The following is a 25,255-nucleotide window of genomic DNA, read 5'->3' as shown; positions in this document are numbered from 1 at the left end:
CTAGAACATGGATATTCAAACTTGGACGTTTATTCTCGTCGGTATTACTTTTGCAGTATATATCGGCATCGCAATCTGGGCTCGTGCAGGGTCAACCAGTGAATTCTACGTTGCTGGCGGTGGTGTACACCCGGTAGCAAACGGCATGGCAACTGCCGCTGACTGGATGTCGGCAGCGTCGTTCATCTCAATGGCAGGTATCATCTCATTCGTTGGTTACGACGGTGCGGTTTACCTAATGGGTTGGACAGGTGGTTATGTACTACTGGCGCTATGTTTAGCACCTTACCTACGTAAGTTCGGTCAGTTTACGGTTCCTGATTTTATCGGTGAACGTTACTACTCGAAAACAGCGCGTATGGTCGCGGTATTCTGTGCAATCTTCGTATCATTTACGTACGTTGCCGGCCAAATGCGTGGTGTAGGCGTTGTATTCTCTCGTTTCCTAGAAGTCGACATTAACCTAGGTATCATCATTGGTATGGGTATTGTGTTCTTCTACGCAGTACTGGGTGGCATGAAAGGCATCACTTATACGCAGGTAGCTCAATTCTGTGTCCTCATTTTCGCCTTCCTTGTCCCTGCTATCTTTACTTCAATCATGATGACGGGCAACCCGCTACCACAAGTTGGCATGGGTTCGACGATCACAGGTACTGATGTTTACCTACTTGATAAATTGGATGGCCTCACCGAAGAGCTCGGATTTACCGCCTATACCGAAGGTAACAAGAGCACTGTCGACGTCTTCTTCATCTGTGCGGCTCTAATGGTTGGTACAGCCGGTCTTCCACACGTAATCATTCGTTTCTTCACGGTACCAAAAGTACGTGATGCACGTATCTCAGCGGGTTGGGCTCTACTGTTCATCTCATTGTTATACACAACAGCACCAGGCGTTGCAGCATTCGCTCGTGTAAACATGATCGAGACAATCAATGGCCCAGACATGCAAGGTGTCACCGCAGTAGACGCACCAAGCTGGTACAAAAACTGGGAAAGCACTGGCCTAGTGGGCTGGGAAGACAAGAATGGCGATGGCAAAATGTTCTACTCGGGCGATGAACGAAACGAGATGAATATTAACCGTGACATCATTGTACTGGCTTCTCCAGAGTTAGCGAAACTACCAAACTGGGTTGTAGCACTACTTGCAGCTGGTGGCCTAGCAGCCGCACTATCAACAGCCGCTGGTCTACTATTAGTAATCTCAACGTCGATTTCACATGACTTGTTGAAGAAAGGCTTCAGACCAAACATGACCGACAAGCAGGAGCTATTAGCCGCTCGTTTGGCCGCCATGGTCGCGATTGTGGGTGCCGGTTACTTAGGTATTAATCCACCAGGCTTCGTAGCTCAGGTAGTAGCATTTGCCTTCGGCCTTGCCGCCGCATCCTTCTTCCCTGCCATCATCCTAGGTATCTTCTACAAGAAGATGAACAAGGAAGGCGCGATTGCGGGTATGTTGACGGGTATCGCCTTTACGGCAAGCTACATCATCTACTTCAAGTTCATTAACCCTGCAGCAAGCACACCTGAAAATTGGTGGTTTGGTATCAGCCCTGAAGGCATCGGTACGCTAGGTATGTGTCTAAACTTCGTCGTATCAATTGCAGTGAATAAAGTGACAGCTGAAGTTCCTGAAGATGTACAAGAGATGGTTGAGTCTATCCGCTACCCTAAAGGTGCAGGTGAAGCTCACGACCACTAAGCAGAGATGTTTAGAAAAAATGAATCAGTACTTACATTGTAGGGATTAGGTACTGACTCCAGAAGGCCGATACGTATGTATCGGCTTTTTCTTTTCCCCTTACATTTTATAAAAAGGCAAACAAAGTATAAAAAGACAAACAAAGGGTTGTTTTTAAAAACCCGATTGATAATAATTATCATTAACATCCATTAAAGAGATGCAAATGATGATGAAAGAGCAGCAGGGTCTCTATTCGAGGTTTTACAAAGCACAAGATCGCTTTGCTTCATTAGAACAAGTTCAAGGCCACGAGCCGTTTGTGATTCGAGACTACATCGAGTGTGCGCTTACGCTTTCTACTTATTATGAAAGGCATGCCACCCAAGAAAATGCCTTGCTGTGTGAACTGTACCTACGCCAAGTGTTCTTCCATTTAATTGAAGCAATCGAATCACCAGGTCGCAGTTTCACCTTTCGTCATATCTGCCTAGACTCTATTCACGCACCACTATTTTATTTAAAACGCCATTATTGCCAGCAACCACAGGGCCAAGCGCGTTTTTTGAATCTCAGCCAAATACTACAACAAGTCCAAGCGCCACTTGGCTAACAAGGATAGAAGATGACCCAAAAATTTCGGATTGAAAAAGACAGCATGGGCGAAGTTAAAGTCCCTGCTGATGCGCTATACCAAGCACAAACTCAACGTGCTGCGGATAACTTCGCTTTTAGCTCACACAAGATGCCAACCAGCTTTATTCAAGCATTGGCGTTAATTAAACAGGCCGCCGCCGATACTAATGCTCAGTTAGGGTTGCTGGAAGGTGATATTGCCAACGCGATAGCCGAAGCCAGCCAAGAGATCATCGAGGGTAAACACCTCGAGCAATTTCCTATTGATGTCTATCAGACGGGCTCTGGCACCAGTTCCAACATGAATGCCAATGAAGTGATTGCGACACTCGCTTCAAGAAGCCTGCAAGGCGACGTGAACCCCAATGATCACGTAAACATGGGGCAAAGCAGTAATGACGTAGTGCCAACCGCAATCCAAGTCAGTATCGCTCTGATGGCAGAAAATAAGTTGTTGCCGGCATTAACCCACCTTTCTGCAGCACTTACAGTAAAACAACATGAGCTTGCTAAAGTAGTCAAAACCGGCCGTACCCACCTAATGGATGCGATGCCAATAACCTTTGGGCAAGAGCTTGGTGGTTGGAAGTATCAAATTGAACACGCCAAGCAAGCCATTGAAAGCAACTTGCCAGCAATCAAGGCACTTGCCCAAGGTGGCACAGCGGTAGGTACGGGGATCAATGCCGACCCACGCTTTGCCGATAAGTTTGCGAGCAATCTTTCTCAATCGACAAAGATCAGTTTTACCTCAAGTGAAAACTTCTTTTTTAACCTCAGCAGCCAAGACGCGATCGTAGCATTGTCTGGTCAGCTTAAAACGGCAGCCGTTGCGATCATGAAGATCTCCAACGATCTTCGATGGATGAACTCAGGGCCACTGGCCGGCTTGGGTGAAATTGAATTGCAGGCACTACAGCCGGGCTCATCTATCATGCCGGGCAAAGTGAACCCTGTGATTCCAGAAGCCGCTGCAATGGCGGCGGCGCAAGTGATTGGTAACGACACAACCATTACTATCGCAGGCCAATCGGGCAACTTCCAATTGAATGTGATGCTGCCTGTGATTGCTCATAACGTATTAGAAAGTATTGAGCTGCTAGCAAACAGTTCCGTCGCATTGGCTGATAAAGCGATTGCTACCTTCACGGTACGACAAGACAACCTTGATTTAGCGCTTTCAAAGAACCCAATTCTCGTCACGGCACTTAACCCTGTGATTGGTTACTTGAAGGCGGCTGATATTGCTAAAAAGGCTTACAAAGAAGGATTACCGATCCTTGATGTCGCCGAAAGAGAAACCGATCTTAGCCGAGAAGAACTCAGCAAGCTACTTGATCCAACCACACTGACGCAGGGCGGTATTGCCAGCTAGTTAGCAAGCTGATAGGCATTTGCTGAAACTCACTGAAATATCAGAGACAAAAAAGGCCTCATACGAGGCCTTTTCACATCTTGGATGTTAATTTCATTAACTCACACGATTCAATACCGCTCTGAGTTTGAGCGGCTTCACAGGCTTAGCAATAAAACTAAAGCTGTTAGCCTTTATCGCTGCCAACATATCATCGGTTCTATCTGCACTGATGATGACGCCTTCAAAAGAATCTCCAAGGCGTAAACGACACTGTTGTAACACTTCCAGACCCGTTCGATCATTATCGAGACGATAATCCGAGAAGATCACATCTGGCTGCCAATCATTCTCTAGGCACTTCAAGCTTTCGACTAAGTCGACAGCGGTCTTCACTTCACACCCCCAACGGCCTATCAAGTTCTCCATGCCAACTAAGATTTCTCGTTCATTATCGACACATAGTATTTTTAGGTGTTCGATATCGCTAGTGGCCATTGGCGCTGAAACTTGAATAGCCGGAGCCACCTTTTCTGCTCTCGCTAAGGTGATAGAAAAAACGCTGCCTTGCCCCGGCCATGAGCGCATCGATATTTGATGACCGAGTACTTGAGCAATACCTTTAGAGATAGCTAACCCTAAACCCAAACCTTGATCGGCGCGCACTTGGCTACCACGAGTAAACTCTTCAAAGATTTCTTGCTGTTTATCTTCATCAATACCGGTTCCATTATCCCATACATCGATTCGAACCTGACCGTTAACTCGTTTCGCTCCGAGTATCACTTTACCTTCTGGGTTATAACGAAATGCATTGCTCAAAAAATTCTGAATAACACGCCTTAATAACTTCGGATCAGAGTGAATAAATAGCGACGATGGGACCATCTTAAACTCAATTTTCTGCTGCGTGGCTAGGGCGCTAAACTCGGCATTCAAATTGGCTAGTACATCACGCACTGCGATCGCGTGGATGTTGGTTTCTAATTTCCCCGATTCCAATCGAGAGATATCCAGCAGGTCACCAATCAGATCTTCTGCGGCTCCGAGTGCACTCTCGATATGGGACGAAAGCTGCTTCACTTCTTGCTCTTTTGCCATCTCAGAAAGTGACGAAGCGAACAAGCGTGCCGCATTCAATGGCTGCATCAAATCGTGGCTTACTGCCGCGAGAAAACGGCTCTTAGATTGAGATTCTTGATCAGAGATCTGTGTCGCCTTGACCAAGCGATGGTTAAGCTTTTCTAATTCTTGAGTTCGCTCGTGCACTCGCCACTCTAAGGTTTCATTAGCATCTTTTAGCGCTTGTTCTGCTTGTCTAAATACCGTGATGTCGGTAAAGCTCATCACAAAGCCACCACTTGGCATCGGATTACCTTGCACTTCAATGACTCGTCCATCGGGGCGAATACGTGAAGAGGTATGTCGAGTACCTTGTTCAAGGTGATAGACACGACGTCGAACGTGATCTTCTGGGTCACCCGGGCCACATAGACCTTGCTGCGCATTGTGACGAATCACATCTGAAATGGGTCGCCCAACTTGAATCAAGCCTGCAGGGAATTCAAACAGTTCTAAATAACGTTGATTCCACGCCACCAACCTCATTTGTTTATCGATCACTGCGATGCCTTGGCCAATATGTTCAATCGCACCTTGCAATAAGCCACGGCTGAAATCGTACAGCTCAGAGGCTTCATCAACGATAGTCGCGACCTCTTCAAGCTGCATGTTTCTGCCTCGCAAAGCCGAAGTAAGTACTAACTTAGCAGAAGAAGCACCGAACACCCCAGCGAGTACACGCTCTGCATGTCGGATCAGGCTTGCGGGGGCTTGTTGGTTAGGAAGCAGCGGCTGTCCGTGTTGCTGCCAATAACTGTGTAAGGCACTTTTCGCACGCTTTCGGCCCACAAAACGCGACGCCAACATCTCTAATTCAGCCACCGTCACGCGGCTCTGATACAGACTGATGTTCTCATTTTCAGGTAACGGTGTGCCAATAAAAGTGGCTGATTGCAAGCGCTCACTTAGGCTTGGTCTGGTCGATATCGAGACCACCGCGTAGCACAAGGTATTGAGTAAAATGCTCATCACAATTCCCCAGTTTGAGCTGCTGACACCCCAGCTAATGAGCAGTTCAGGGGGCGTGATGATCCACAGTAATAAGTTACTCTCACTATCACCAGCCAGCATGCTGGTTTGACTCATCAGGGTAATAAGCCAGATCACCGAGCCGACAAGCAACCCCACATAAACACCCTTTCGATTTCCGGGGCGCCAATACAAACCACCAATTAATGCTGGAGCAAACTGAGCAATAGCCGCAAACGAAAGAAACCCGATCGCCGACAGTGAATGAATGGTATCGAGTGCCTGATAAAACGCCCACGCACCAAGTAAAAGCAATAGGATTAATCCGCGACGAATCACCAACAACAAACCAGAAAAATGCTTATGTGTTCTCTGAGTTAGGCGCATACGACGCAACAACAACGGCATCACTAAATCATTAGACACCATGATCGCTAATGCGATAGTCGATACGATCACCATCCCACTCGCAGCTGATGTGCCGCCCAGAAAAGCGAGCAAAGCAATGTGGTTCGCTCCTACCGCCATTGGCACACTTATCACATAGGTATCTGCTGGCATATTTGTGAGTAACCCCTGACCGGCCCAGGCAATGGGTAGTACAAACAACCCCATCAAGATCAAGTAAACCGGAAATAACCAACGTGCTGTGTGTAAATCCTGAGGGCGTTCGTTCTCCACAACCATGGTATGAAACTGACGCGGTAAACAAACAATCGCCAACATGGTCAAAACGGTATGAATGACTAAAGTAGGAATATTGGGGGGTTCATACGTGGATGCCGCAACGTCAAGCAAGTCAATTTTATCGTGACTCATCGCCAGATAAATAATAAACAAGCCGACAATCAAGAATGCCGCAAGCTTAACAATAGATTCAAACGCCACAGCCATCATCATACCACGGTGATGTTCTGTGTTATCGATGTGCCGGGTACCAAACAGCATGGTAAAAATGGCCAATGCACCGACCACAAACCAAGAAACGTGATAGTCCTGATAACCAAAATCAGTGGCTAGGTTGGGCGCAACAATATCCAACCCCATGGTAATGCCACGAAGTTGCAGTGCGATATAAGGAAGGATACCCACCACAGCAATAATAGTGACAGCAACGGCTAAGCCTTGGGATTTTCCGTAACGAGCCGCAATAAAGTCGGCAATAGAAGTGATGTGCTCGCGCTTCGCAATAAGGATCAGCCGAGCTAAGATCCGCCCCCCCAACGTAAACACTAAAATAGGGGCGAGATAGATAGGAAGAAAAGACCAAGGATTATCACTCGCCTGCCCGACCGTTCCATAAAACGTCCAAGAGGTACAATACACCGCAATGGAGAGGCTATAAATCCATGGGCGCCAACGCGAAAGCCAACGAACCTGTCGGTCTCCATACCAAGCGATCAGAAATAACACGCCCAAGTAGGCTAAAGAGACTGGAATTACTATCCATCCTTGCATTAACAACCCTTTTTCATCCATAAAAAAACCTCTCCATAAGGGAGAGGTTTCATTTAACTAAGGATGCACCATTAACTCAATCGCATCACTTAAATTCTGTGCTTTGGGCTTTAATAATGTACTTCGCCACTAACTTTTTGCTTCAGATTGTTCAGACCCAATTTGATTAACTTCAACAACCGAGCTTCTTTCATCAAGCTTAATAAATAGCGCAAGAGCCCCCATCGCAGCCATACCCCAGAAAATATTAGCCCCCCATAACTCATAGCCCCAGCCACTCAACGTTGTCATTAGAGCAATAAACGCCCCCAATGGAATGGCGTTATAAAGCGCTTGTAAAGCCACCATTTTGTTTTGCTCTTCAGACTGAATGTACTGAATCGCCGCAATATGAGCCATTGCGAATGTCACGCCGTGCAACAGTTGAACCAAAATCAAAGCACCAATTGCCGTAGTCGATGCCGTAATTCCCCAACGAGCCATCACCCCTATTGCCGCGACCACAAAAAGAGTGCGCAGTGACCAACCAGAAAATAAGCGCTTACTTAAAGCAAACACAGCCACCTCTGCGACAACACCTAGGCTCCACAAATAACCGATGATCGCCTCTGAGTGCCCCGCTTCTTTCCAATAAATCGCACTAAAGCTGTAATAAGCCGCATGGCTACCTTGCAACAACGCCATCAAGGCTAAGAATTTCACCACTGACGACTCACGTAGTAAATCACCTAACTTCGGTCGCACCGTTTGTTGCTCAGATTGCGTGACTGGCATCACGTTCGGGTTTCTCATCGCCAACACCAGTGACAACAACACGCCCGCAAGTGCTGTATACAAAATCATATCAGTGCCAAATTCAGCAACCAGATAGCCAACCACTGTAGAGCCCGCGATAAAGGCAATCGAACCCCATAATCGAGTACGTCCATAATCAAGCATTTTTAAGCGGCTGTAATGATTCGCCATGGCGTCAGACAACGGAATAATTGGGCCACAACATAGATTGAATAATACCGTGGCTAGCAACATCAGCAGAAAGCTGCCACCGGTGAAGAAGTGGAAACCGACAAACAAGAGCGCAGCAAAACTCAGACAACGCAGAGCTGGCATTAAGTGCTCCACTTTATGGATGCGCGGTGTAATCACTAGGTTAGCCACACAACGCGTCGCAAAGCCGATACCAATTAAAACCCCAATGTCACCAGCCGAGACGCCTTGGTCTTCAAACCACAACGCCCAAAATGGCAAATAAACACCATAGGCAAAAAAGAAACCAAGGAAATACTGGGAAATCCAACCATAAGGTGAAGGGCTAAACATAAATGACCTATAAAGTGTATGGAAAAAGGCAGCACCAATTATGCCTACCTCGCATACAATGAAAAAGGGAATTATTACTAAGATAGCGTTCCCATATTGACTCAACTCGTCACTTCACTCTCCAACAAAATCATACTTCAACCGAGAACTGCATTTGCGTTTAGACTAAAGTCGTCTGGAGGTTCGCTGGTAATTTGTCAGACTGAAAAGAGATTCCTAATTCTTTCGATGTTTATGCCTGATAAATTTAATATGCAGCACCCACCCTTCGATAGCCTGTCCGATGCAGAACAGCTAACGCTGCGATCATCATTAGATGTGGTTTACTACCGAACACACGAAGTGATATTGGAGGCCGACCGACCAAGTCGTCATTTGCATATTCTTATTAAAGGGGCTGTTGAAGAACGAGCCAGCAGCGATGGGGAAATCTACGCGCACTATGCCAATGACGATATTTTTGATGTCCGTAGTCAGTTTGAGTCTCATACCAAGCACCAATATGTCGCGCTTGAAGATACCTTAAGTTATTTGCTGCCAACCGATGTATTCCTTGATCTTTACCACGCCAACGGCCAATTCGCGGCTTATTTTGATAGCAACCTATCGACCCGAAAAGCACTTATTGAAGCCGCTCAACAGCAACAGAATCTTGCCGAGTTCATACTGACCAAAGTAGACGACTCTATTTATCACCCACCGCTAATATTGGAACCAACCCAGCCGATTAACCAAGTCACTCAAACCCTAAAAGAACAGGGATTAGATTCGGCCTTAGTCCACCTAGATCATCATCAACTCAATACTTTTGGAACATCATCTATTTTCCCGTATGCCATCGTCACTCGGACCAATTTATTGCATGCTGTGATGCTCGACAATCGCCCGCTCGATAGCGCAGTTGGCGAGATAGCAACTTTCCCAGTGTTGCACGTTAACCAAGGTGACTTCTTGTTCAATGCCATGATTACTATGACCAGAAACAAGGTGAAAAGGCTAATGGTTTGTGATGACCAAAATGCTGTTGGTATGTTGGACATGACACAGATTCTCAGTGCGTTCTCGACTCACTCGCACGTGCTGACTTTACGTATCGCGCGAGCCACCAGCATTGAAGAATTGGCAATGGCTTCTAACAAACAGCGTCAACTGGTCGAGAGCTTGCTCAGTAATGGGATTCGCACACGCTTTATCATGGAGCTGATTTCTGCTGTTAATGAACAGATCATAGAGAAGGCGTTTGAATTGGTGATCCCACCCGCACTGCATAATCATTGCTGCTTAATCGTGTTGGGGTCGGAAGGCCGTGGAGAACAAATTCTCAAAACCGATCAAGACAACGCGCTAATAATTCAAGATGGCTTGGAGTGGCATCAATGCCAAAGTGCCATGAACGACCTCACCCACACATTGCAGCAATTGGGCTATCCACTCTGCCCTGGCAACGTGATGGTCAACAATCCGAAATGGGTACACTCACAGCAAGAATGGAAACACATCCTCACAAGTTGGGTGAAGAAAGCCTCTCCCGATAGCGTGATGGAGGTTGCAATAATGGCGGATGCGCACGCCGTCGCGGGTAATAGAGAATTATTAAAACCTGTAAAGCAGCACCTCAGTGATTTAATGCTAGGACAGGAATTAATTCTGACCGAGTTCTGCCGCCCGGCGCTGAACTTCTCGGTTCCCCTCACCCTATTTGGCAATGTGAAGCAATCCAAGTCAGGGCTCGATATCAAACAAGGTGGTATTTTCCCTATCGTGCATGGTGTGAGAGCACTTTGTCTTGAGCATGGTGTCACGGTCAACAACACCTTCGAACGCATTGAGCAACTGGTTAGCAAGAAAGTACTTGAGCAAAGTACTGCCGATAATCTCAGTGAAGCGCTCAAGCAATTCTTTAAGTGGCGCTTAGCCCAAAGACTTTCTCAGCAGCACAGCAGCAACAAGATCAACGTTAAACTGATGGAACGAGCAGACAGGGATCTGCTTCGTCATAGCCTGCACGTGGTGAAGAAATTCAAGCAATGGCTCGGCTATCACTATCAGATACGGGATTAGACGACTGAACGATGAATAGACTGCTTCGCTATTACTGGCATTACAAGCTCAAAGGCTCTCCGTATCAGCCTCTGTTTGCTGCGCCTGTTATTCATGAATATGTATCGCTCGATTGTGAAACCACCAGCCTCGACCCTAATCAGGCGGAATTAGTCACTATTGCCGCGACCAAGATCATCGGTAACCGAATCATTACCAGCCAACCTTTTGAAGTTCGACTACGAGCGCCTCAATCGCTCGATTGCAATTCCATAAAAATCCACCGTATTCGCCATCAAGATCTTAAGCACGGCATTGAAGAAAAACAGGCTTTAATCGAGCTACTGAACTTCATCGGTAATAGACCTTTAGTCGGCTATCACATCCGCTATGATAAAAAGATTCTCGACCGCACCTGTTTAAAACAGCTTGGATTTCCGCTGCCTAACCGATTAGTCGAAGTGAGCCAGCTTTATCAAGACACACTCGAAAGACAGCTGCCTAATGCCTATTTCGATCTCAGTATGGACGCCATCTGTCGTCAGCTCGATTTGCCTATCTCCACCAATAAACATGATGCATTACAAGACGCTATCTCTGCAGCACTGATCTTTATTCGTCTAAAATATGGTGATCTACCTCGCTTCAACTCCTCTTATTCTTAATTCAACTAGTGCATTTCTACATAGAGAGCAATCTCGCAAAAATGAACTTAACTCGCTATTTTTTAAGTAGAAAGCAGCATCTCATCCTAAAGTCTAATTGTGGAAATCGTCGTCCTAGCTGAGAGTGATAACACAGACAGTCCTGTAATAGACTTAGAAACTGAACACAAAGGAAGTTGCCAGTTCATTAGGAATGTAGGCACAAGGAGAGATGCAATGAGTGAAGCCCACGTTTATCCGGTAAAAGAAAATATTAAATCAACCACACACGCGGATAATGACACTTACCTAGCCATGTACCAGCAATCTGTTTCTGACCCTGAAGGCTTTTGGGGTGAACACGGAAAAATCGTTGATTGGATTAAGCCTTTCACACAGGTAAAAAATACCTCTTTCGACCCTGGCCACATTGATATCCGTTGGTTTGAAGATGGCACGCTTAACGTTTCGGCTAACTGTATCGACCGCCATCTTGCTGAGCGCGGTGATGAAGTCGCTATCATCTGGGAAGGCGATGACCCTGCTGATGATAAAACCCTAACCTTTAACGAACTACACAAAGAAGTGTGCCTGTTTTCAAATGCTCTAAAAGAGCAAGGCGTACGCAAGGGTGATGTGGTTTGTTTATACATGCCAATGGTGCCAGAAGCGGCAGTTGCCATGCTGGCGTGTACCCGTATCGGTGCGGTTCACACGGTGGTATTTGGTGGTTTCTCACCAGAAGCACTGTCTGGTCGTATTATCGATTCAAACTCTAAAGTCGTGATCACTGCCGATGAAGGCGTGCGTGGCGGCCGTGCGGTTCCATTGAAGAAAAATGTTGATGAAGCACTAACGAATCCTGAAGTGAAAAACATCGAGAAGGTTATCGTATTCAAGCGCACTGGCGGTGATGTTGCTTGGCATGAACACCGTGATGTGTGGTGGCATGATGCTATCGCAAACGTATCGGCAGATTGCCCACCTGAAGAGATGAACGCAGAAGACCCACTATTCATCCTTTATACGTCAGGCTCTACGGGTAAACCTAAGGGTGTTATGCACACCACAGGTGGCTACCTAGTATATGCAGCCATGACCTTCAAATACGTATTCGATTACCAAGAAGGCGAGACTTTCTGGTGTACTGCGGATGTGGGGTGGATTACCGGTCACACCTACCTTGTTTACGGACCGCTTGCCAATGGTGCAAAAACCATTCTGTTTGAAGGCGTGCCGAACTACCCGAACACTAACCGCATGAGTGAAGTGGTCGATAAGCACCAAGTTAATATTCTTTATACTGCGCCAACAGCTATTCGTGCATTGATGGCAAAAGGCAATGAAGCCGTTGAAGGTACTTCTCGTGACAGCCTAAGAATCATGGGCTCCGTGGGTGAGCCTATCAACCCAGAAGCGTGGGAGTGGTACTACAAAACGATTGGTAATGAGCAATCTCCAATTGTCGATACTTGGTGGCAAACAGAAACGGGCGGCATCTTAATCGCACCACTACCGGGCGCAACCGATCTAAAACCGGGCTCCGCAACTCGCCCATTCTTCGGTGTGCAACCGGCACTGGTTGATAACATGGGTAATATTATTGAGGGTGCAACCGACGGCAACCTTGTGATTCTTGACTCTTGGCCAGGCCAAATGCGTACTGTCCATGGCGATCATGATCGTTTTGAACAGACTTACTTCTCTACGTTTAAAGGCATGTACTTTACCAGTGATGGTGCTCGTCGTGATGAAGACGGTTACTACTGGATCACTGGCCGTGTCGATGACGTGCTTAACGTATCTGGTCACCGTATGGGTACCGCTGAGATTGAATCGGCTCTAGTGGCGTTCGATAAAATTGCAGAGGCAGCGATTGTAGGTATTCCTCACGATATTAAAGGCCAAGCAATTTATGCTTATATCACCCTTAATGATGGTGAGTTTCCAACTGCGGAGCTACATAAAGAAGTGAAAGATTGGGTACGTAAAGAGATTGGCCCAATCGCAACACCCGACGTCCTGCATTGGACAGACTCTTTGCCAAAAACTCGTTCGGGTAAAATCATGCGCCGTATCCTACGTAAGATAGCCACAGGTGATACGGGTAACTTAGGTGATACTTCGACACTGGCAGATCCAGGTGTGGTAGATAAGCTCATCGCCGAGAAAGCCGAACTGGCATAATCAACCAGTCACACGAGCTAAGTACTGTTTAAAACAGGTTCATTCTAAACCGTCACCTATGTGGCGGTTTTTTTATGGCTGATCTTGATCTCAAATATCCCGCCCCAAATTAAGGCTAAGGCGCTTTTTTGTTAAGTTGGTAACAATTCCATGTTGTATCAATAGGAGATTAGACCAGTAAATTGCTGCGATTTGCGCTGAATTAGCTATAATCTGGTTCTAATTTTTAAATTTGGGTTTTCCTTACTGGAAATTAACCCCAAATTTTCAATAAAATGGCAACATTCACGTTCGTAATCACGATAAAGGAAGATAGCCCCATAATGTCTACAAAGTTTCGCATTCTAGTTTTAAATGGCCCAAACCTTAACCTGTTAGGCCTTCGAGAACCTGCACATTACGGTTCTCAAACACTTGACCAGATTATTAGCTCATTGACCGAGCAAGCGAAAACACATGATGTTGAGCTATCTCACTTACAGTCAAATCGCGAGTATGAACTGATTGAAGCTATCCATAGTGCTTCTCAAAGCGTTGATTTCATTATTATCAACCCAGCCGCCTTTACACATACCAGTGTGGCACTGCGAGATGCACTACTTGGTGTTGCTATCCCATTTATTGAGGTTCACCTATCGAATGTTCACGCGCGTGAACCGTTCCGTCACCACTCTTACCTATCTGATAAAGCAGAAGGTGTGATTTGTGGCTTAGGGGCCCAAGGTTATCAATTTGCTTTGACCGCTGCGCTCAGCAAGCTCAACTCAAAGTAAACATAAACAACGAACTATACTAACCTACTCAGTCATCGAGTAAGTTCAATTAACAGATAAAGAGAAAGATACAATGGATATTCGCAAAATCAAAAAGCTAATCGAATTGGTTGAAGAGTCTGGTATTTCTGAACTAGAAATCTCTGAAGGTGAAGAGTCAGTACGAATCAGCCGTAACAGCACAGCTCCTGTCGCACCTGTTCAATATGCAGCAGCTCCTGCACCTGTAGCGGCTCCAGCTCCTGCAGCGGTACCTGTAGCAGTGGAAGCAGCAGCTCCTGCGGCTCCAACTGGTCACCAAGTTCTTTCTCCAATGGTCGGTACTTTCTACGGTGCTCCAAGCCCAGATGCAAAACCATTCGTTAAGGTTGGTCAATCTGTAACGGCTGGCGAAACCCTATGTATCGTTGAAGCAATGAAAATGATGAACCAAATCGAAGCTGATAAGTCTGGTATTGTGACAGCGATTCTAGTTGAAGATGGTCAACCAGTAGAATTCGACCAAGCTCTAGTAATTATCGAATAATAGAGAGCACTCATTATGTTAGATAAATTAGTAATCGCAAACCGTGGTGAGATTGCACTACGTATTCTACGTGCATGTAAAGAACTTGGTATCAAAACGGTAGCGGTTCACTCAACGGCTGACCGCGATCTTAAGCACGTACTTCTTGCAGACGAAACCATCTGTATAGGCCCAGCTCGTGGTATCGATAGCTACCTGAACATTCCTCGTATCATCAGCGCAGCTGAAGTTACAGGTGCTGTTGCTATCCATCCAGGCTACGGTTTCCTATCTGAAAATGCAGATTTTGCAGAACAGGTAGAGCGCAGTGGTTTTATCTTCGTTGGTCCTAAAGCTGAAACCATTCGTATTATGGGTGACAAAGTGTCAGCTATCACATCAATGAAGAAAGCAGGCGTACCTTGTGTACCCGGTTCTGATGGCCCTCTTGATGATGACGATGCAAAAAACAAAGCGCACGCTAAGCGCATTGGTTTCCCAGTTATCATCAAAGCATCTGGCGGCGGTGGCGGTCGTGGTATGCGTGTTGTTCGTTCTGAAGCAGAACTAACAGAAGCTATCGCAATGACTCGCGCAGAAGCAAAAGCTTGTTTCAACAACGATATGGTTTACATGGAGAAATTCCTAGAAAACCCACGTCACATTGAGGTACAAGTACTTGCAGATGGCCAAGGCAATGCTATCCACCTTGGTGAGCGTGACTGTTCAATGCAGCGTCGTCACCAGAAAGTTGTGGAAGAAGCACCAGCTCCTGGTATCACTGAAGAGATGCGTAAGTACATCGGCGAACGTTGTACTCGTGCTTGTCTTGAGATTGGTTACCGCGGTGCAGGTACATTTGAATTCCTATACGAGAACGGTGAGTTCTACTTCATCGAAATGAACACTCGTATCCAGGTTGAGCACACGATTACTGAAATGGTAACGGGTATCGACCTAGTGAAAGAGCAACTGCGTATTGCTGCTGGTCAGCCTCTATCATTTACACAGGATGATATTAAGCTGCGCGGTCACTCAATCGAATGTCGTATCAATGCTGAAGATCCCGTTCGTTTCCTACCTTCACCAGGTAAGATTCAACGCTTCCACGCTCCAGGCGGCATGGGTGTACGTTGGGAATCTCATATATACAGTGGTTACACAGTGCCACCACACTATGATTCAATGATTGGTAAGCTAATCACTTACGGTGAGAACCGTGATGTTGCTATCGCTCGTATGAAGAACGCATTGGGTGAGATGATTGTTGAAGGTATTAACGTTAATACTGAGCTTCAATTGGCTATTATGAACGACGAAAACTTCCAACACGGTGGTGCAAACATCCACTACCTTGAGAAGAAGCTCGGTCTACAATAGAATCTAGCCTTCCGCTATTCGTTCTTTTAAGAACAGATAAATGCTCACTTCGGTGGGCATTTTTTGTTTTTAGAGCCTTCGAAAAAATCAATCAATAATCCCTTTTATATTCCATGGGGTTTTGGTGAATTTGCTCATATTTTCTGCTAGACTCGCCATCCAATTTTTCTCATATAGAAGATGCAGCCATGCCTTGGATTCAAATCAAGCTTAATGCTACCAATGAAAATGCCGAACAAATCGGCGACATGTTAATGGAAGAGACTGGTGCTCTTTCTGTAACTTTCCTGGATGCACAAGATACCCCTGTATTTGAGCCTCTGCCGGGTGAAACTCGTCTTTGGGGTGATACTGATATTCTCGCGCTTTACGACGCTGAGACTGATACTGGTGTCGTTCTAGCGCAGATTAAAGCAAGCAACATGTTCCCTGCAGACTTTGCTCATAAAGTAGAGCAAATTGAAGACAAGGATTGGGAACGTGAATGGATGGACAACTTCCACCCAATGAAGTTTGGTGAGCGTTTATGGATCTGCCCTAGCTGGCGCGATATCCCTGAACCTGACGCTGTAAACGTAATGCTAGACCCAGGCCTTGCATTTGGTACTGGTACTCACCCGACAACGGCATTGTGTCTTGAGTGGCTGGAAGGCTTAGACCTGGCAGGCAAAACCGTGATCGACTTCGGTTGTGGCTCAGGCATCCTAGCGATCGCTGCGATCAAACTAGGCGCGGCAAAAGTTATCGGGATCGACATTGATCCTCAAGCTCTGCTTGCATCAAAAGACAACGCACAACGCAATGGCGTTGCTGAGCAACTAGAGGTGTTCTTGCCACAAGATCAACCGGAAGGTTTACTAGCAGACGTTGTGGTTGCCAACATTCTTGCAGGTCCATTACGCGACCTTTCTGGCATCATCAAAGGCCTAGTTAAGCCAAATGGTGTACTTGCGATGTCGGGTGTTTTAGATACACAAGCAGAAGATGTTGCGACTTATTATCGTGATGAGCTTCACATTGATCCGATCATTGAACAACAAGAATGGTGTCGAATCTCAGGTCGCAAGCAAGGCTAGACAAGACTTTGAGCGCTAATTGACTGATATTTAAACAAATTACAAAAACAAATTGTAAATGCTCAAATATTAGTCTTTTCACGCAGCGAAAAAATGCGTAAAATGCGCGCCCTTGCTGGTACAGAACTGTGATGACGTTTTTGAAAATCGGAAATTATCAACTTAAGAACAATCTAATCGTCGCTCCTATGGCTGGCGTAACGGATAGACCATTCCGCGAGTTGTGTCTTCGCTACGGTGCGGGGATGGCAGTCAGTGAAATGATGTCCTCCAATCCGAAAGTTTGGAAAACGTCAAAGTCTCAGCAGCGTATGGTACATGAAGGCGAATCGGGCATTCGTTCAGTGCAAATCGCTGGTGCAGATCCACAGCTTATGGCCGAGGCTGCTCAATTTAATGTCGATAACGGTGCGCAAATCATCGATATCAACATGGGTTGTCCTGCCAAAAAAGTGAATAAGAAGCTTGCGGGCTCAGCCTTACTGCAGCATCCAGAACTCATTGAAGACATTCTGAAAGCGGTGGTAAATGCTGTCGACGTTCCAGTAACGTTGAAAACGCGCACAGGCTGGGATACAGACAATAGAAACTGTGTCCAAATCGCGAAAATAGCCGAAGACTGCGGCATACAAGCTCTTGCGCTCCATGGAAGAACTCGCGCTTGTATGTACAAAGGTGAGGCAGAATACAAACACATTAAAGCAGCGAAACAAGCAGTATCTATTCCGGTTATCGCTAACGGTGATATCGATAGTCCGGAAAAAGCGAAGTTTGTGCTGGAGTACACCGGCGCTGATGCTTTAATGATAGGTCGACCTGCCCAAGGACGCCCTTGGATTTTTAACGAAATCCTACACTATTTGGAAAACGGTACCACGATGGATCCACTCCCGATTTCGGAAGTGAAAGACATCATGCTTGGTCATGTGAACGCTCTACATGAATTTTATGGCGAGTTTTTAGGCCCCCGAATTGCTCGTAAGCATGTGGGTTGGTACCTAAAAGAACATGAACAAGCGAGTGAGTTTCGCCGTACCTTTAACGCATTCGAAGCAGGTGATCTGCAGCTTGAAGCGCTAGAAGGTTTTTTTGATAACGTTGCACCATAATTACGAGAAGAGCTAGACCGAATATGTTCGAACAAAATCTGACTTCAGAAGCATTGACAGTAACTACAGTTACATCACAAGACCAAATCACGCAGAAGCCACTACGTGACTCAGTTAAAGCATCATTGAAAAATTACCTTGCTCAATTAAACGGTCAAGAAGTCAGCGAGTTATACGAATTAGTATTAGCTGAAGTTGAACAGCCACTACTAGACACCATCATGCAGTACACTCGCGGTAATCAAACTCGCGCAGCAACCATGATGGGTATTAACCGCGGTACTCTTCGCAAGAAACTTAAAAAATACGGCATGAACTAATCGTTCTTTCGTAATTTATTAAATTGAAAGCCAAACTCATTGATTGAGTTTGGCTTTTTTTGGCCTATTGATTATGTCGCTAAACAAAACTGGCTTGCTTAGCTACAACAACGTCCCTTCTCAAGGTTTGCTGAGTCCAAGGCAGCCAGAATCGAACAATGGCTCGCATCGTCATCTATGTGGCCACAGCAGGCATCATTGATTTTCTTGAGTGCCGTTCGAATCTTAGTAAGCTCCGTTATCTTTTCATCAATCATCTCTAACTTAGAAGAGGTGATCGACTTCACTTCAGCGCAACTGTGTTGAGTCGCTTCAAGACGAATCTCTAACAATTCTTTAATCTCACCCAAACTCAGCCCTAACTCTTTAGATTTGAGAATAAACGTCACCTGTTTCTGGTTATTTTCGTCATACAGGCGATAACCCGACTCACTGCGGCTGGCTGGAGCAATCAATTTATTCTTCTCATAAAATCGCAAGGTATCGGCCGTAACACCGCATCGTTTCGCTAATTCACCGATCTGAAACATGTTTTTTCCTACTTTGTCATCTAATGCACAATTAACTTTATCGTTACTTTTTAGGCTAAAATGGCACTTTTCATAATTAATTTTGAGATGCCAAACGATTGCGCGAGCTTTTTTGTAATAAATTAGTTAGAATCTGCGCCATCAAATTTGGAGTTGGTTATCTTATAGCGTGATCATAAGACTAACCCAAAGGTCTTTACCAAAACTGGCCAATATTTTATCTCTTACTGGTATCTAAGATAATCCACGCTGAGAAGATAGAAACAAGTTCTTTTTTGGCAAATATCTTTATTTTAACCCCATGAATTTGAGGAAGATGGAAGCATGAATAACGCTCGTCCAATTCGCCGCGCTCTCATCAGCGTATCAGACAAAACTGGTATCGTTGAATTTGCACAAGCTCTTGCTAACCGTGGTGTAGATATCTTATCTACTGGTGGCACTGCTCGCCTACTTGCTGAAAAAGGCATCTCTGTTACAGAAGTATCTGACTACACTGGTTTCCCTGAAATGATGGATGGCCGTGTTAAGACTCTACATCCAAAAGTTCATGGTGGTGTTCTAGGCCGTCGTGGCCAAGATGATGACGTGATGGAAACTCACGGTATCAACCCTATCGATATGGTTGTTGTAAACCTATACCCATTCGCAGAAACCGTTGCTAAAGAAGGTTGTACCCTTGCTGACGCTGTTGAGAACATCGACATCGGTGGCCCAACAATGGTTCGCTCTGCTGCTAAAAACCACAAAGACGTAACGATCGTTGTAAACGCACACGACTACGAGCGCGTTGTCGCTGAAATGGACGCGAACGAGCAATCTCTAACGCTAGAGACTCGCTTCGACCTCGCTATCGCAGCATTCGAGCACACCGCTTCTTACGACGGCATGATCGCTAACTACTTCGGCACTATGGTTCCATCATACGGTGAGAACAAAGAAGGTGATGACGAGTCTAAATTCCCTCGCACGTTCAACCAACAGTTCGAGAAAAAACAAGACATGCGCTACGGTGAGAACAGCCACCAAGCAGCCGCATTCTACGTTGAAGCAACCCCTGAAGAAGCGTCAGTATCTACTGCTCGACAAATTCAAGGTAAAGCCCTTTCTTACAACAACATCGCTGACACCGACGCAGCACTTGAGTGTGTGAAAGAGTTCGACCAGCCAGCATGTGTGATTGTTAAACACGCTAACCCATGTGGTGTCGCACTAGGTGAAGACACCCTAGAAGCTTACGACCGCGCATTCAAAACAGACCCAACATCTGCATTTGGCGGCATCATCGCTTTCAACCGTGAGCTAGACGCTGCAACAGCAACGGCTATCACTGAGCGTCAATTCGTTGAAGTTATCATTGCACCATCAGTTTCTGCTGAAGCAGTAGCAATCGTAGCGGCTAAGAAAAACCTTCGCCTACTTGAATGTGGTGAGTGGACAACGAAGACAACTGGCTTTGACGTTAAACGCGTTAACGGTGGTTTGCTAGTTCAAGACCGCGACCAAGGCATGGTGTCTGAAGATGACCTTAAAGTGGTTTCTAAGCGCCAACCTACAGTTGAAGAGCTAAAGGATGCCCTATTCTGCTGGAAAGTAGCGAAGTACGTTAAATCTAACGCTATCGTTTACTCAAAAGGCGATATGACAATCGGTGTAGGCGCTGGCCAAATGAGCCGCGTTTACTCTGCGAAAATCGCAGGCATCAAAGCGGCAGACGAAGGTCTACAGGTTGAAGGTTGTGTAATGGCATCTGACGCGTTCTTCCCATTCCGTGACGGTATCGACGCGGCAGCAGAAGCTGGCATCAAGTGTGTGATCCAACCGGGCGGCTCTATGCGTGATGACGAAGTTATCGCAGCAGCAGACGAACACGGCATGGCGATGATCTTTACGGGTATGCGCCACTTCCGCCACTAATTTCCTCTTCGTATTTGGCACTGTGGCGTCGTTAGCTGCTTTCGCCCACCCCGGTCACATAGCGGACTATGCTTCCGGGGATGGGCTCAATTGCTGCCTAGCCACATCACCAACTACTTTGAGCAAGACTTATAATTTTGTTTTTTAAATATTCCGATATTTGAAATACGTAGAGCAAGTCAGTGACTTTAGTTCAAGGAAAACACGCGGAGCTTATGACCATAAGTGAGCATGTTTGACACAGAAATAAAGGCTCTGAAGCAGCTATAAGGATTTTAAAACATGAATGTACTAATTATTGGTGCCGGCGGTCGTGAGCACGCACTAGGTTGGAAAGCAGCACAAAACCCAAACGTTGAAACAGTATTCATCGCTCCAGGTAACGCAGGTACTGCCCTTGAGCCTAAGCTTGAGAACGTAAACATCGGCGTTGAAGACATCGCTGGTTTAGTAGCGTTTGCTCAAGAGAAAAAAATCGAACTGACCATCGTTGGTCCTGAAGCGCCATTAGTTATTGGTGTAGTTGACGCATTCCGCGAAGTGGGTCTTCCTATCTTTGGTCCAACTCAAGCGGCAGCACAGCTTGAAGGTTCGAAAGCATTCACTAAAGACTTCCTAGCTCGCCATGATATCCCTACGGGTTACTACGCAAACTTCACTGAGATTGAGCCGGCTATCGCTTACGTACGTGAGCAAGGCGCTCCAATAGTAGTAAAAGCGGACGGTCTTGCGGCGGGTAAAGGCGTTATCGTTGCGATGACCCTTGAAGAAGCTGAAGACGCAATCAAAGACATGCTAGCGGGCAACGCATTTGGCGAAGCTGGCAGCCGCGTGGTTATCGAAGAGTTTCTTGAAGGCGAAGAAGCAAGCTTCATCGTAATGGTTGATGGCTCTAGCGTTCTTCCTATGGCCACCAGCCAAGATCACAAACGTGTTGGCGACAAAGACACAGGCCCGAATACGGGCGGCATGGGTGCTTACTCTCCAGCGCCAGTCGTGACTCCAGAAATCCATAACCGTATCCTTGAAGAAGTTATCTACCCAACAGTACGTGGCATGGACGCAGAGGGCGCACCTTACACTGGTTTCCTTTACGCTGGCCTTATGATCGATGCTGACGGTACGCCTAAGGTTATCGAATACAACTGCCGCTTCGGCGATCCAGAAACGCAACCTATCATGATGCGTATGGAGTCAGACCTTGTTGAGCTTTGCCTAATGGCTATCGATGAGAAGCTCGACGAAGCAGAGTCTAAGTGGGATCCTCGCGCTTCTATCGGTGTTGTTCTTGCGGCTGGCGGTTACCCTGCCGATTACGCAAAAGGTGACGTTATTTCACTACCAACAAGCAAAGTTGAAGGCCAAAAGGTATTTCACGCGGGCACCACAAATAACGAAGCTGGCGATGTGGTAACAAACGGTGGTCGTGTACTTTGTGCAACAGCACTGGGGAACACGGTTTCTGAAGCGCAGGAGCGAGCCTACGCGTTAACGAAGCAAGTTAGCTGGAATGGTATGTTCCACCGCAATGACATTGGTTACCGTGCGATTGCGCGTGAGCAAGAGCAGTAATCAATCTTGTTATTCGCTTACTTTCCAATAACAGTAAGCAAATGACAGTAAGCGAATAACAGCAAAAGGCGCCTCGATAGGCGCCTTTTTTATTACTCAATCTTTCTAGGAATCTGCGCCTGTACAGACAAATCAGCACTTGGCCTACAGTAGACCAAACACTCTCAATCCTTTGATTGCTCGCTATTCTTTCAACAATGATGGCCTAACAACACAATCATGGCTATCTTCAGCCAGCATCAATAACTCTTCAACCGTCATTTTATCGAGCGAGTCACTGCCCAGAAATGCCGCATAACTTTCCACAGACGCCAATCGGTCAATCACAAAATTTGGCAAAGTCTGGTTAAACTCAAAGGTCTCAAACTCACCGCCAGAGCATGTTTCGAAAGAGCTGCCATTCCAGTATCCCTGAATCAATCGAAACCCTTCGTCATATTGTTTCATTGTGGTTTCTAGAGCCGACTTGGCTTCTTTCTGGTAGCCCTCCAGTTGCTTAGTTTGAATAGGTAAGATCTTGTTGTTAAGACGATACTGTTGATACACGGCTTCGCCTGACTTATTGAAACGTACATGGACACGATAAGGAATAAGTTCATTCGATGAATTACGCAGTTCGCCCTCACGAATGAACTCACGTAGTACTCCTTCCGACCAAGCATAGTCAGTTTGGTACCAGCCATAATCGCCCACAGTGACGTAGTCAGCTGAAGTATGAGGTTGTGTTAGCTTGTTGGTGACCCAGTAGAAACTTGTCGCGTCGCCCATCACTTGGCCGCCGGTGTAGGTTTCAAATTGCTCTAGGTTTTTGCGAGGACTGGTTGAAGAACAGCCAATGAGAAATGTAGATAACAGTGAAACGAGAAGAAATGCTTTTTTCATAAAAACCTGTACCGAGGTGGAATACGACTACCTCGGTACAGTTTAGATTATTTCACTGAATCTTTCAGCGCTTTACCTGCAACAAATGCTGGAACATTTGCAGCAGCGATTTGGATCTCATCACCAGTTTTTGGGTTACGACCAGTGCGAGCTGCGCGGTGGTTTACTTTAAAAGTACCAAAACCAATTAGCTGAACTTGATCGCCATCTTTAAGCGCATCTGTAACACCACCAAGAGTCGCTTCTAGAGCAGCTTTAGCTTGTGCTTTAGAAAGGTCCGCTTTTTCAGCAATAAAGTCGATTAATTGAGTCTTGTTCATTTTAGGTTTCCCTTCTTTGTATTTTTGAATTCAATTCACTCTAAAACATAAATGCCCCATCTGGCAAAGGTTTGTCGTCGATCTTTAGCTCTAATGCCGCAGTTTTAGCCATAATATGAGTAATAACTCACAATTTGTTACTGATTTTATTGAGTAAGCCCTTGTTTAAAAGGGGCTGAGCGCGAAATTAATGATGACCTAACCACTACTTTTTATCTATAATCCACGCTGAATCGCTGACAAAGCGTACAATTTAATTTAAGGGCAAACATGCTGCTGCTAACTATTTACGTCTCCATTGCTATTGGAGTTTCTTTCATTTGTTCTGTTTTGGAAGCTGTACTTTTGAGTATTAGTCCGAGCTACATTGCTCAACTAAAACAAAATGGGCACCCTGCAGCAAAGTCATTAGACAAACTGAAAACAGACATAGACCGTCCACTCGCGTCAATTTTAACACTTAACACCATTGCACACACTATCGGAGCTGCGACAGCAGGTGCACAAGCAGCGGTTGTTTTTGGTAGCCAATGGTTGGGGGTATTCTCTGCCGTCCTCACTTTGGGTATTTTGGTTTTGTCTGAGATTGTTCCAAAAACCATTGGGGCAACCTACTGGCGCCAACTTGCTCCTGCATCATCAACCGTGCTTCGCTGGATGGTATTCTTCCTAACACCGTTTGTATGGTTTTCTGAGCAGATCACGAAGCGCCTTGCTCGCGGCCATCAGGCGCCCAAAATGCGTGACGAGCTATCTGCAATGGCTATTTTAGCAACAGAAAGTGGTGAATTTGCTGAAGGCGAATCAAAAATTCTAAGTAACCTACTAGGCATTCAAGATGTACCCGTGACTCAAGTGATGACACCACGCCCAGTCGTGTTCCGTGTCGATGCAGAAATGAATGTGAATACGTTCTTAGAACAACATAAAGACACACCATTCTCACGTCCTCTGGTCTATAGCGAGCAGAGCGACAACATCATTGGTTTTGTTCACCGCTTGGAACTGTTTAAGCTACAGCAAACCGGTTGTGGTGAAAAAGCACTAGGTGATGTGATGCGCCCTATCCATGTATTACTGAACAATATGGGCTTAGCGAAGGCATTTGAGCAAATGATGGCAAACCGTTTGCAACTGTCTTTGGTTGTTGATGAATACGGTACGATTCAGGGCATCATTACCCTAGAAGACATCTTTGAGCATTTAGTCGGTGAAGAGATCGTTGACGAAGCGGATAAAACTACCGATATGCAAGAATTGGCGTTTCAACGTTGGGAAAAGTGGAAAGAGACACACGGTGTTATCGAAAACCGCGATGAGGAAGAAGAGCTAGAAGAAGCTCTTGCCGACAACGATACCTCACATTCAAAGCCAGCGGATGATTGCAAAGCACAGAAAGAAGAAAAAAAAGACGCTTAATCTAAATTTGAGATCGTCAGAGACAACAAAGG

The 25,255-nt window shown here is 45.9% G+C and carries 20 protein-coding genes; 15 read left to right on the top strand and 5 right to left on the bottom strand.

All coding sequences use genetic code 11. The annotated features are described in order from the left end of the window. Positions 1-7: 7 nt before the first annotated feature. From ACED48_RS08660 to ACED48_RS08650, 3 genes are all read left to right on the top strand, one after another. Positions 8-1,711, top strand: coding sequence for a sodium:solute symporter family protein (locus ACED48_RS08660; RefSeq protein ID WP_017055890.1), 1,704 nt, complete (start codon positions 8-10; stop codon positions 1,709-1,711). Positions 1,712-1,916: 205 nt separating this feature from the next. After that, positions 1,917-2,303 carry a hypothetical protein gene (locus ACED48_RS08655; RefSeq protein ID WP_017055891.1) on the top strand — a complete coding sequence of 129 codons (387 nt, stop codon included), beginning with the start codon at positions 1,917-1,919 and terminating at the stop codon, positions 2,301-2,303. A gap of 12 nt (positions 2,304-2,315) precedes the next feature. Next, positions 2,316-3,701, top strand: a complete 1,386-nt coding sequence (locus ACED48_RS08650; RefSeq protein ID WP_017055892.1) for a lyase family protein — start codon at positions 2,316-2,318, stop codon at positions 3,699-3,701. Positions 3,702-3,797: 96 nt separating this feature from the next. Here ACED48_RS08650 and ACED48_RS08645 read toward each other — a convergent pair whose 3' ends face one another. Together ACED48_RS08645 and ACED48_RS08640 are read right to left on the bottom strand one after the other, a co-directional pair. Next, complete coding sequence (locus ACED48_RS08645) at positions 3,798-7,229, bottom strand: PAS-domain containing protein (protein WP_371692190.1); 3,432 nt, start codon at positions 7,227-7,229, stop codon at positions 3,798-3,800. A gap of 129 nt (positions 7,230-7,358) precedes the next feature. Continuing rightward, positions 7,359-8,549, bottom strand: a complete 1,191-nt coding sequence (locus tag ACED48_RS08640) for a 3-phenylpropionate MFS transporter (protein ID WP_017055894.1) — start codon at positions 8,547-8,549, stop codon at positions 7,359-7,361. A 228-nt stretch (positions 8,550-8,777) separates the two neighbouring features. Between ACED48_RS08640 and ACED48_RS08635 the strand changes: the two genes are divergently transcribed. From ACED48_RS08635 to fis, 9 genes are all read left to right on the top strand, one after another. Next, complete coding sequence (locus ACED48_RS08635; RefSeq protein WP_017055895.1) at positions 8,778-10,610, top strand: DUF294 nucleotidyltransferase-like domain-containing protein; 1,833 nt, start codon at positions 8,778-8,780, stop codon at positions 10,608-10,610. A gap of 11 nt (positions 10,611-10,621) precedes the next feature. Further along, complete coding sequence (locus ACED48_RS08630; RefSeq protein ID WP_017055896.1) at positions 10,622-11,254, top strand: 3'-5' exonuclease; 633 nt, start codon at positions 10,622-10,624, stop codon at positions 11,252-11,254. A 216-nt stretch (positions 11,255-11,470) separates the two neighbouring features. Then, complete coding sequence (gene acs, locus ACED48_RS08625; RefSeq protein ID WP_017055897.1) at positions 11,471-13,420, top strand: acetate--CoA ligase; 1,950 nt, start codon at positions 11,471-11,473, stop codon at positions 13,418-13,420. 323 nt (positions 13,421-13,743) lie between these two features. Then, positions 13,744-14,193 (top strand): type II 3-dehydroquinate dehydratase, encoded by a 450-nt coding sequence (aroQ, locus tag ACED48_RS08620; protein ID WP_017055898.1) that lies wholly within the window; start codon positions 13,744-13,746, stop codon positions 14,191-14,193. Positions 14,194-14,266: 73 nt separating this feature from the next. Beyond that, positions 14,267-14,719, top strand: a complete 453-nt coding sequence (accB, locus tag ACED48_RS08615) for an acetyl-CoA carboxylase biotin carboxyl carrier protein (RefSeq protein ID WP_017055899.1) — start codon at positions 14,267-14,269, stop codon at positions 14,717-14,719. A gap of 15 nt (positions 14,720-14,734) precedes the next feature. Continuing rightward, positions 14,735-16,078, top strand: coding sequence for an acetyl-CoA carboxylase biotin carboxylase subunit (gene accC, locus ACED48_RS08610; RefSeq protein WP_017055900.1), 1,344 nt, complete (start codon positions 14,735-14,737; stop codon positions 16,076-16,078). Positions 16,079-16,266: 188 nt separating this feature from the next. Then, positions 16,267-17,154, top strand: coding sequence for a 50S ribosomal protein L11 methyltransferase (gene prmA / locus ACED48_RS08605; protein WP_017055901.1), 888 nt, complete (start codon positions 16,267-16,269; stop codon positions 17,152-17,154). Positions 17,155-17,294: 140 nt separating this feature from the next. Then, on the top strand, positions 17,295-18,263 hold the full coding sequence (gene dusB, locus ACED48_RS08600; protein ID WP_004729742.1) for a tRNA dihydrouridine synthase DusB: 969 nt from the start codon (positions 17,295-17,297) through the stop codon (positions 18,261-18,263). Positions 18,264-18,286: 23 nt separating this feature from the next. Next, positions 18,287-18,583: a DNA-binding transcriptional regulator Fis gene (fis, locus tag ACED48_RS08595; RefSeq protein WP_004729744.1), complete on the top strand. Its 297-nt coding sequence runs from the start codon at positions 18,287-18,289 to the stop codon at positions 18,581-18,583. A 98-nt stretch (positions 18,584-18,681) separates the two neighbouring features. Here fis and zntR read toward each other — a convergent pair whose 3' ends face one another. Then, complete coding sequence (gene zntR, locus ACED48_RS08590) at positions 18,682-19,113, bottom strand: Zn(2+)-responsive transcriptional regulator (protein ID WP_017055903.1); 432 nt, start codon at positions 19,111-19,113, stop codon at positions 18,682-18,684. Positions 19,114-19,437: 324 nt separating this feature from the next. Between zntR and purH the strand changes: the two genes are divergently transcribed. Further along, on the top strand, positions 19,438-21,030 hold the full coding sequence (gene purH / locus ACED48_RS08585) for a bifunctional phosphoribosylaminoimidazolecarboxamide formyltransferase/IMP cyclohydrolase (protein WP_017055904.1): 1,593 nt from the start codon (positions 19,438-19,440) through the stop codon (positions 21,028-21,030). Positions 21,031-21,312: 282 nt separating this feature from the next. After that, positions 21,313-22,602: a phosphoribosylamine--glycine ligase gene (gene purD / locus ACED48_RS08580; protein ID WP_017055905.1), complete on the top strand. Its 1,290-nt coding sequence runs from the start codon at positions 21,313-21,315 to the stop codon at positions 22,600-22,602. A gap of 183 nt (positions 22,603-22,785) precedes the next feature. Here the strand turns inward: purD and ACED48_RS08575 are convergent, their stop codons facing one another. Then, positions 22,786-23,484 carry a DUF1481 domain-containing protein gene (locus ACED48_RS08575; protein ID WP_017055906.1) on the bottom strand — a complete coding sequence of 233 codons (699 nt, stop codon included), beginning with the start codon at positions 23,482-23,484 and terminating at the stop codon, positions 22,786-22,788. Positions 23,485-23,531: 47 nt separating this feature from the next. After that, positions 23,532-23,804: a nucleoid-associated protein HU-alpha gene (hupA, locus tag ACED48_RS08570; protein WP_004729753.1), complete on the bottom strand. Its 273-nt coding sequence runs from the start codon at positions 23,802-23,804 to the stop codon at positions 23,532-23,534. Between the two features lie 270 nt (positions 23,805-24,074). On the opposite strand from hupA, the gene ACED48_RS08565 reads away from it, so the two are divergent. Beyond that, positions 24,075-25,223, top strand: a complete 1,149-nt coding sequence (locus tag ACED48_RS08565; protein ID WP_017055907.1) for a CNNM domain-containing protein — start codon at positions 24,075-24,077, stop codon at positions 25,221-25,223. Positions 25,224-25,255 lie beyond the last annotated feature (32 nt).

This window comes from Vibrio sp. 5S239 (assembly GCF_041439575.1).
Classification (GTDB): Bacteria; Pseudomonadota; Gammaproteobacteria; order Enterobacterales; family Vibrionaceae; genus Vibrio; species Vibrio kanaloae.
Note: the sequence above shows the minus strand (reverse complement) of the source record. Positions and strands in the feature narration are given on the sequence as shown.

Bases quoted from the DNA above. Each gene is read 5' to 3' on its own strand.
- ACED48_RS08575 (WP_017055906.1), bottom strand. From the start codon at position 23,484: ATGAAAAAAGCATTTCTTCTCGTTTCACTGTTATCTACATTTCTCATT.
- accC (WP_017055900.1), top strand. From the start codon at position 14,735: ATGTTAGATAAATTAGTAATCGCAAACCGTGGTGAGATTGCACTACGT.
- zntR (WP_017055903.1), bottom strand. From the start codon at position 19,113: ATGTTTCAGATCGGTGAATTAGCGAAACGATGCGGTGTTACGGCCGAT.
- ACED48_RS08640 (WP_017055894.1), bottom strand. From the start codon at position 8,549: ATGTTTAGCCCTTCACCTTATGGTTGGATTTCCCAGTATTTCCTTGGT.
- ACED48_RS08650 (WP_017055892.1), top strand. From the start codon at position 2,316: ATGACCCAAAAATTTCGGATTGAAAAAGACAGCATGGGCGAAGTTAAA.
- acs (WP_017055897.1), top strand. From the start codon at position 11,471: ATGAGTGAAGCCCACGTTTATCCGGTAAAAGAAAATATTAAATCAACC.
- ACED48_RS08635 (WP_017055895.1), top strand. From the start codon at position 8,778: ATGTTTATGCCTGATAAATTTAATATGCAGCACCCACCCTTCGATAGC.
- hupA (WP_004729753.1), bottom strand. From the start codon at position 23,804: ATGAACAAGACTCAATTAATCGACTTTATTGCTGAAAAAGCGGACCTT.
- ACED48_RS08565 (WP_017055907.1), top strand. From the start codon at position 24,075: ATGCTGCTGCTAACTATTTACGTCTCCATTGCTATTGGAGTTTCTTTC.
- purH (WP_017055904.1), top strand. From the start codon at position 19,438: ATGAATAACGCTCGTCCAATTCGCCGCGCTCTCATCAGCGTATCAGAC.
- aroQ (WP_017055898.1), top strand. From the start codon at position 13,744: ATGTCTACAAAGTTTCGCATTCTAGTTTTAAATGGCCCAAACCTTAAC.
- accB (WP_017055899.1), top strand. From the start codon at position 14,267: ATGGATATTCGCAAAATCAAAAAGCTAATCGAATTGGTTGAAGAGTCT.
- ACED48_RS08655 (WP_017055891.1), top strand. From the start codon at position 1,917: ATGATGATGAAAGAGCAGCAGGGTCTCTATTCGAGGTTTTACAAAGCA.
- ACED48_RS08645 (WP_371692190.1), bottom strand. From the start codon at position 7,229: ATGCAAGGATGGATAGTAATTCCAGTCTCTTTAGCCTACTTGGGCGTG.
- purD (WP_017055905.1), top strand. From the start codon at position 21,313: ATGAATGTACTAATTATTGGTGCCGGCGGTCGTGAGCACGCACTAGGT.
- ACED48_RS08630 (WP_017055896.1), top strand. From the start codon at position 10,622: ATGAATAGACTGCTTCGCTATTACTGGCATTACAAGCTCAAAGGCTCT.
- fis (WP_004729744.1), top strand. From the start codon at position 18,287: ATGTTCGAACAAAATCTGACTTCAGAAGCATTGACAGTAACTACAGTT.
- ACED48_RS08660 (WP_017055890.1), top strand. From the start codon at position 8: ATGGATATTCAAACTTGGACGTTTATTCTCGTCGGTATTACTTTTGCA.
- prmA (WP_017055901.1), top strand. From the start codon at position 16,267: ATGCCTTGGATTCAAATCAAGCTTAATGCTACCAATGAAAATGCCGAA.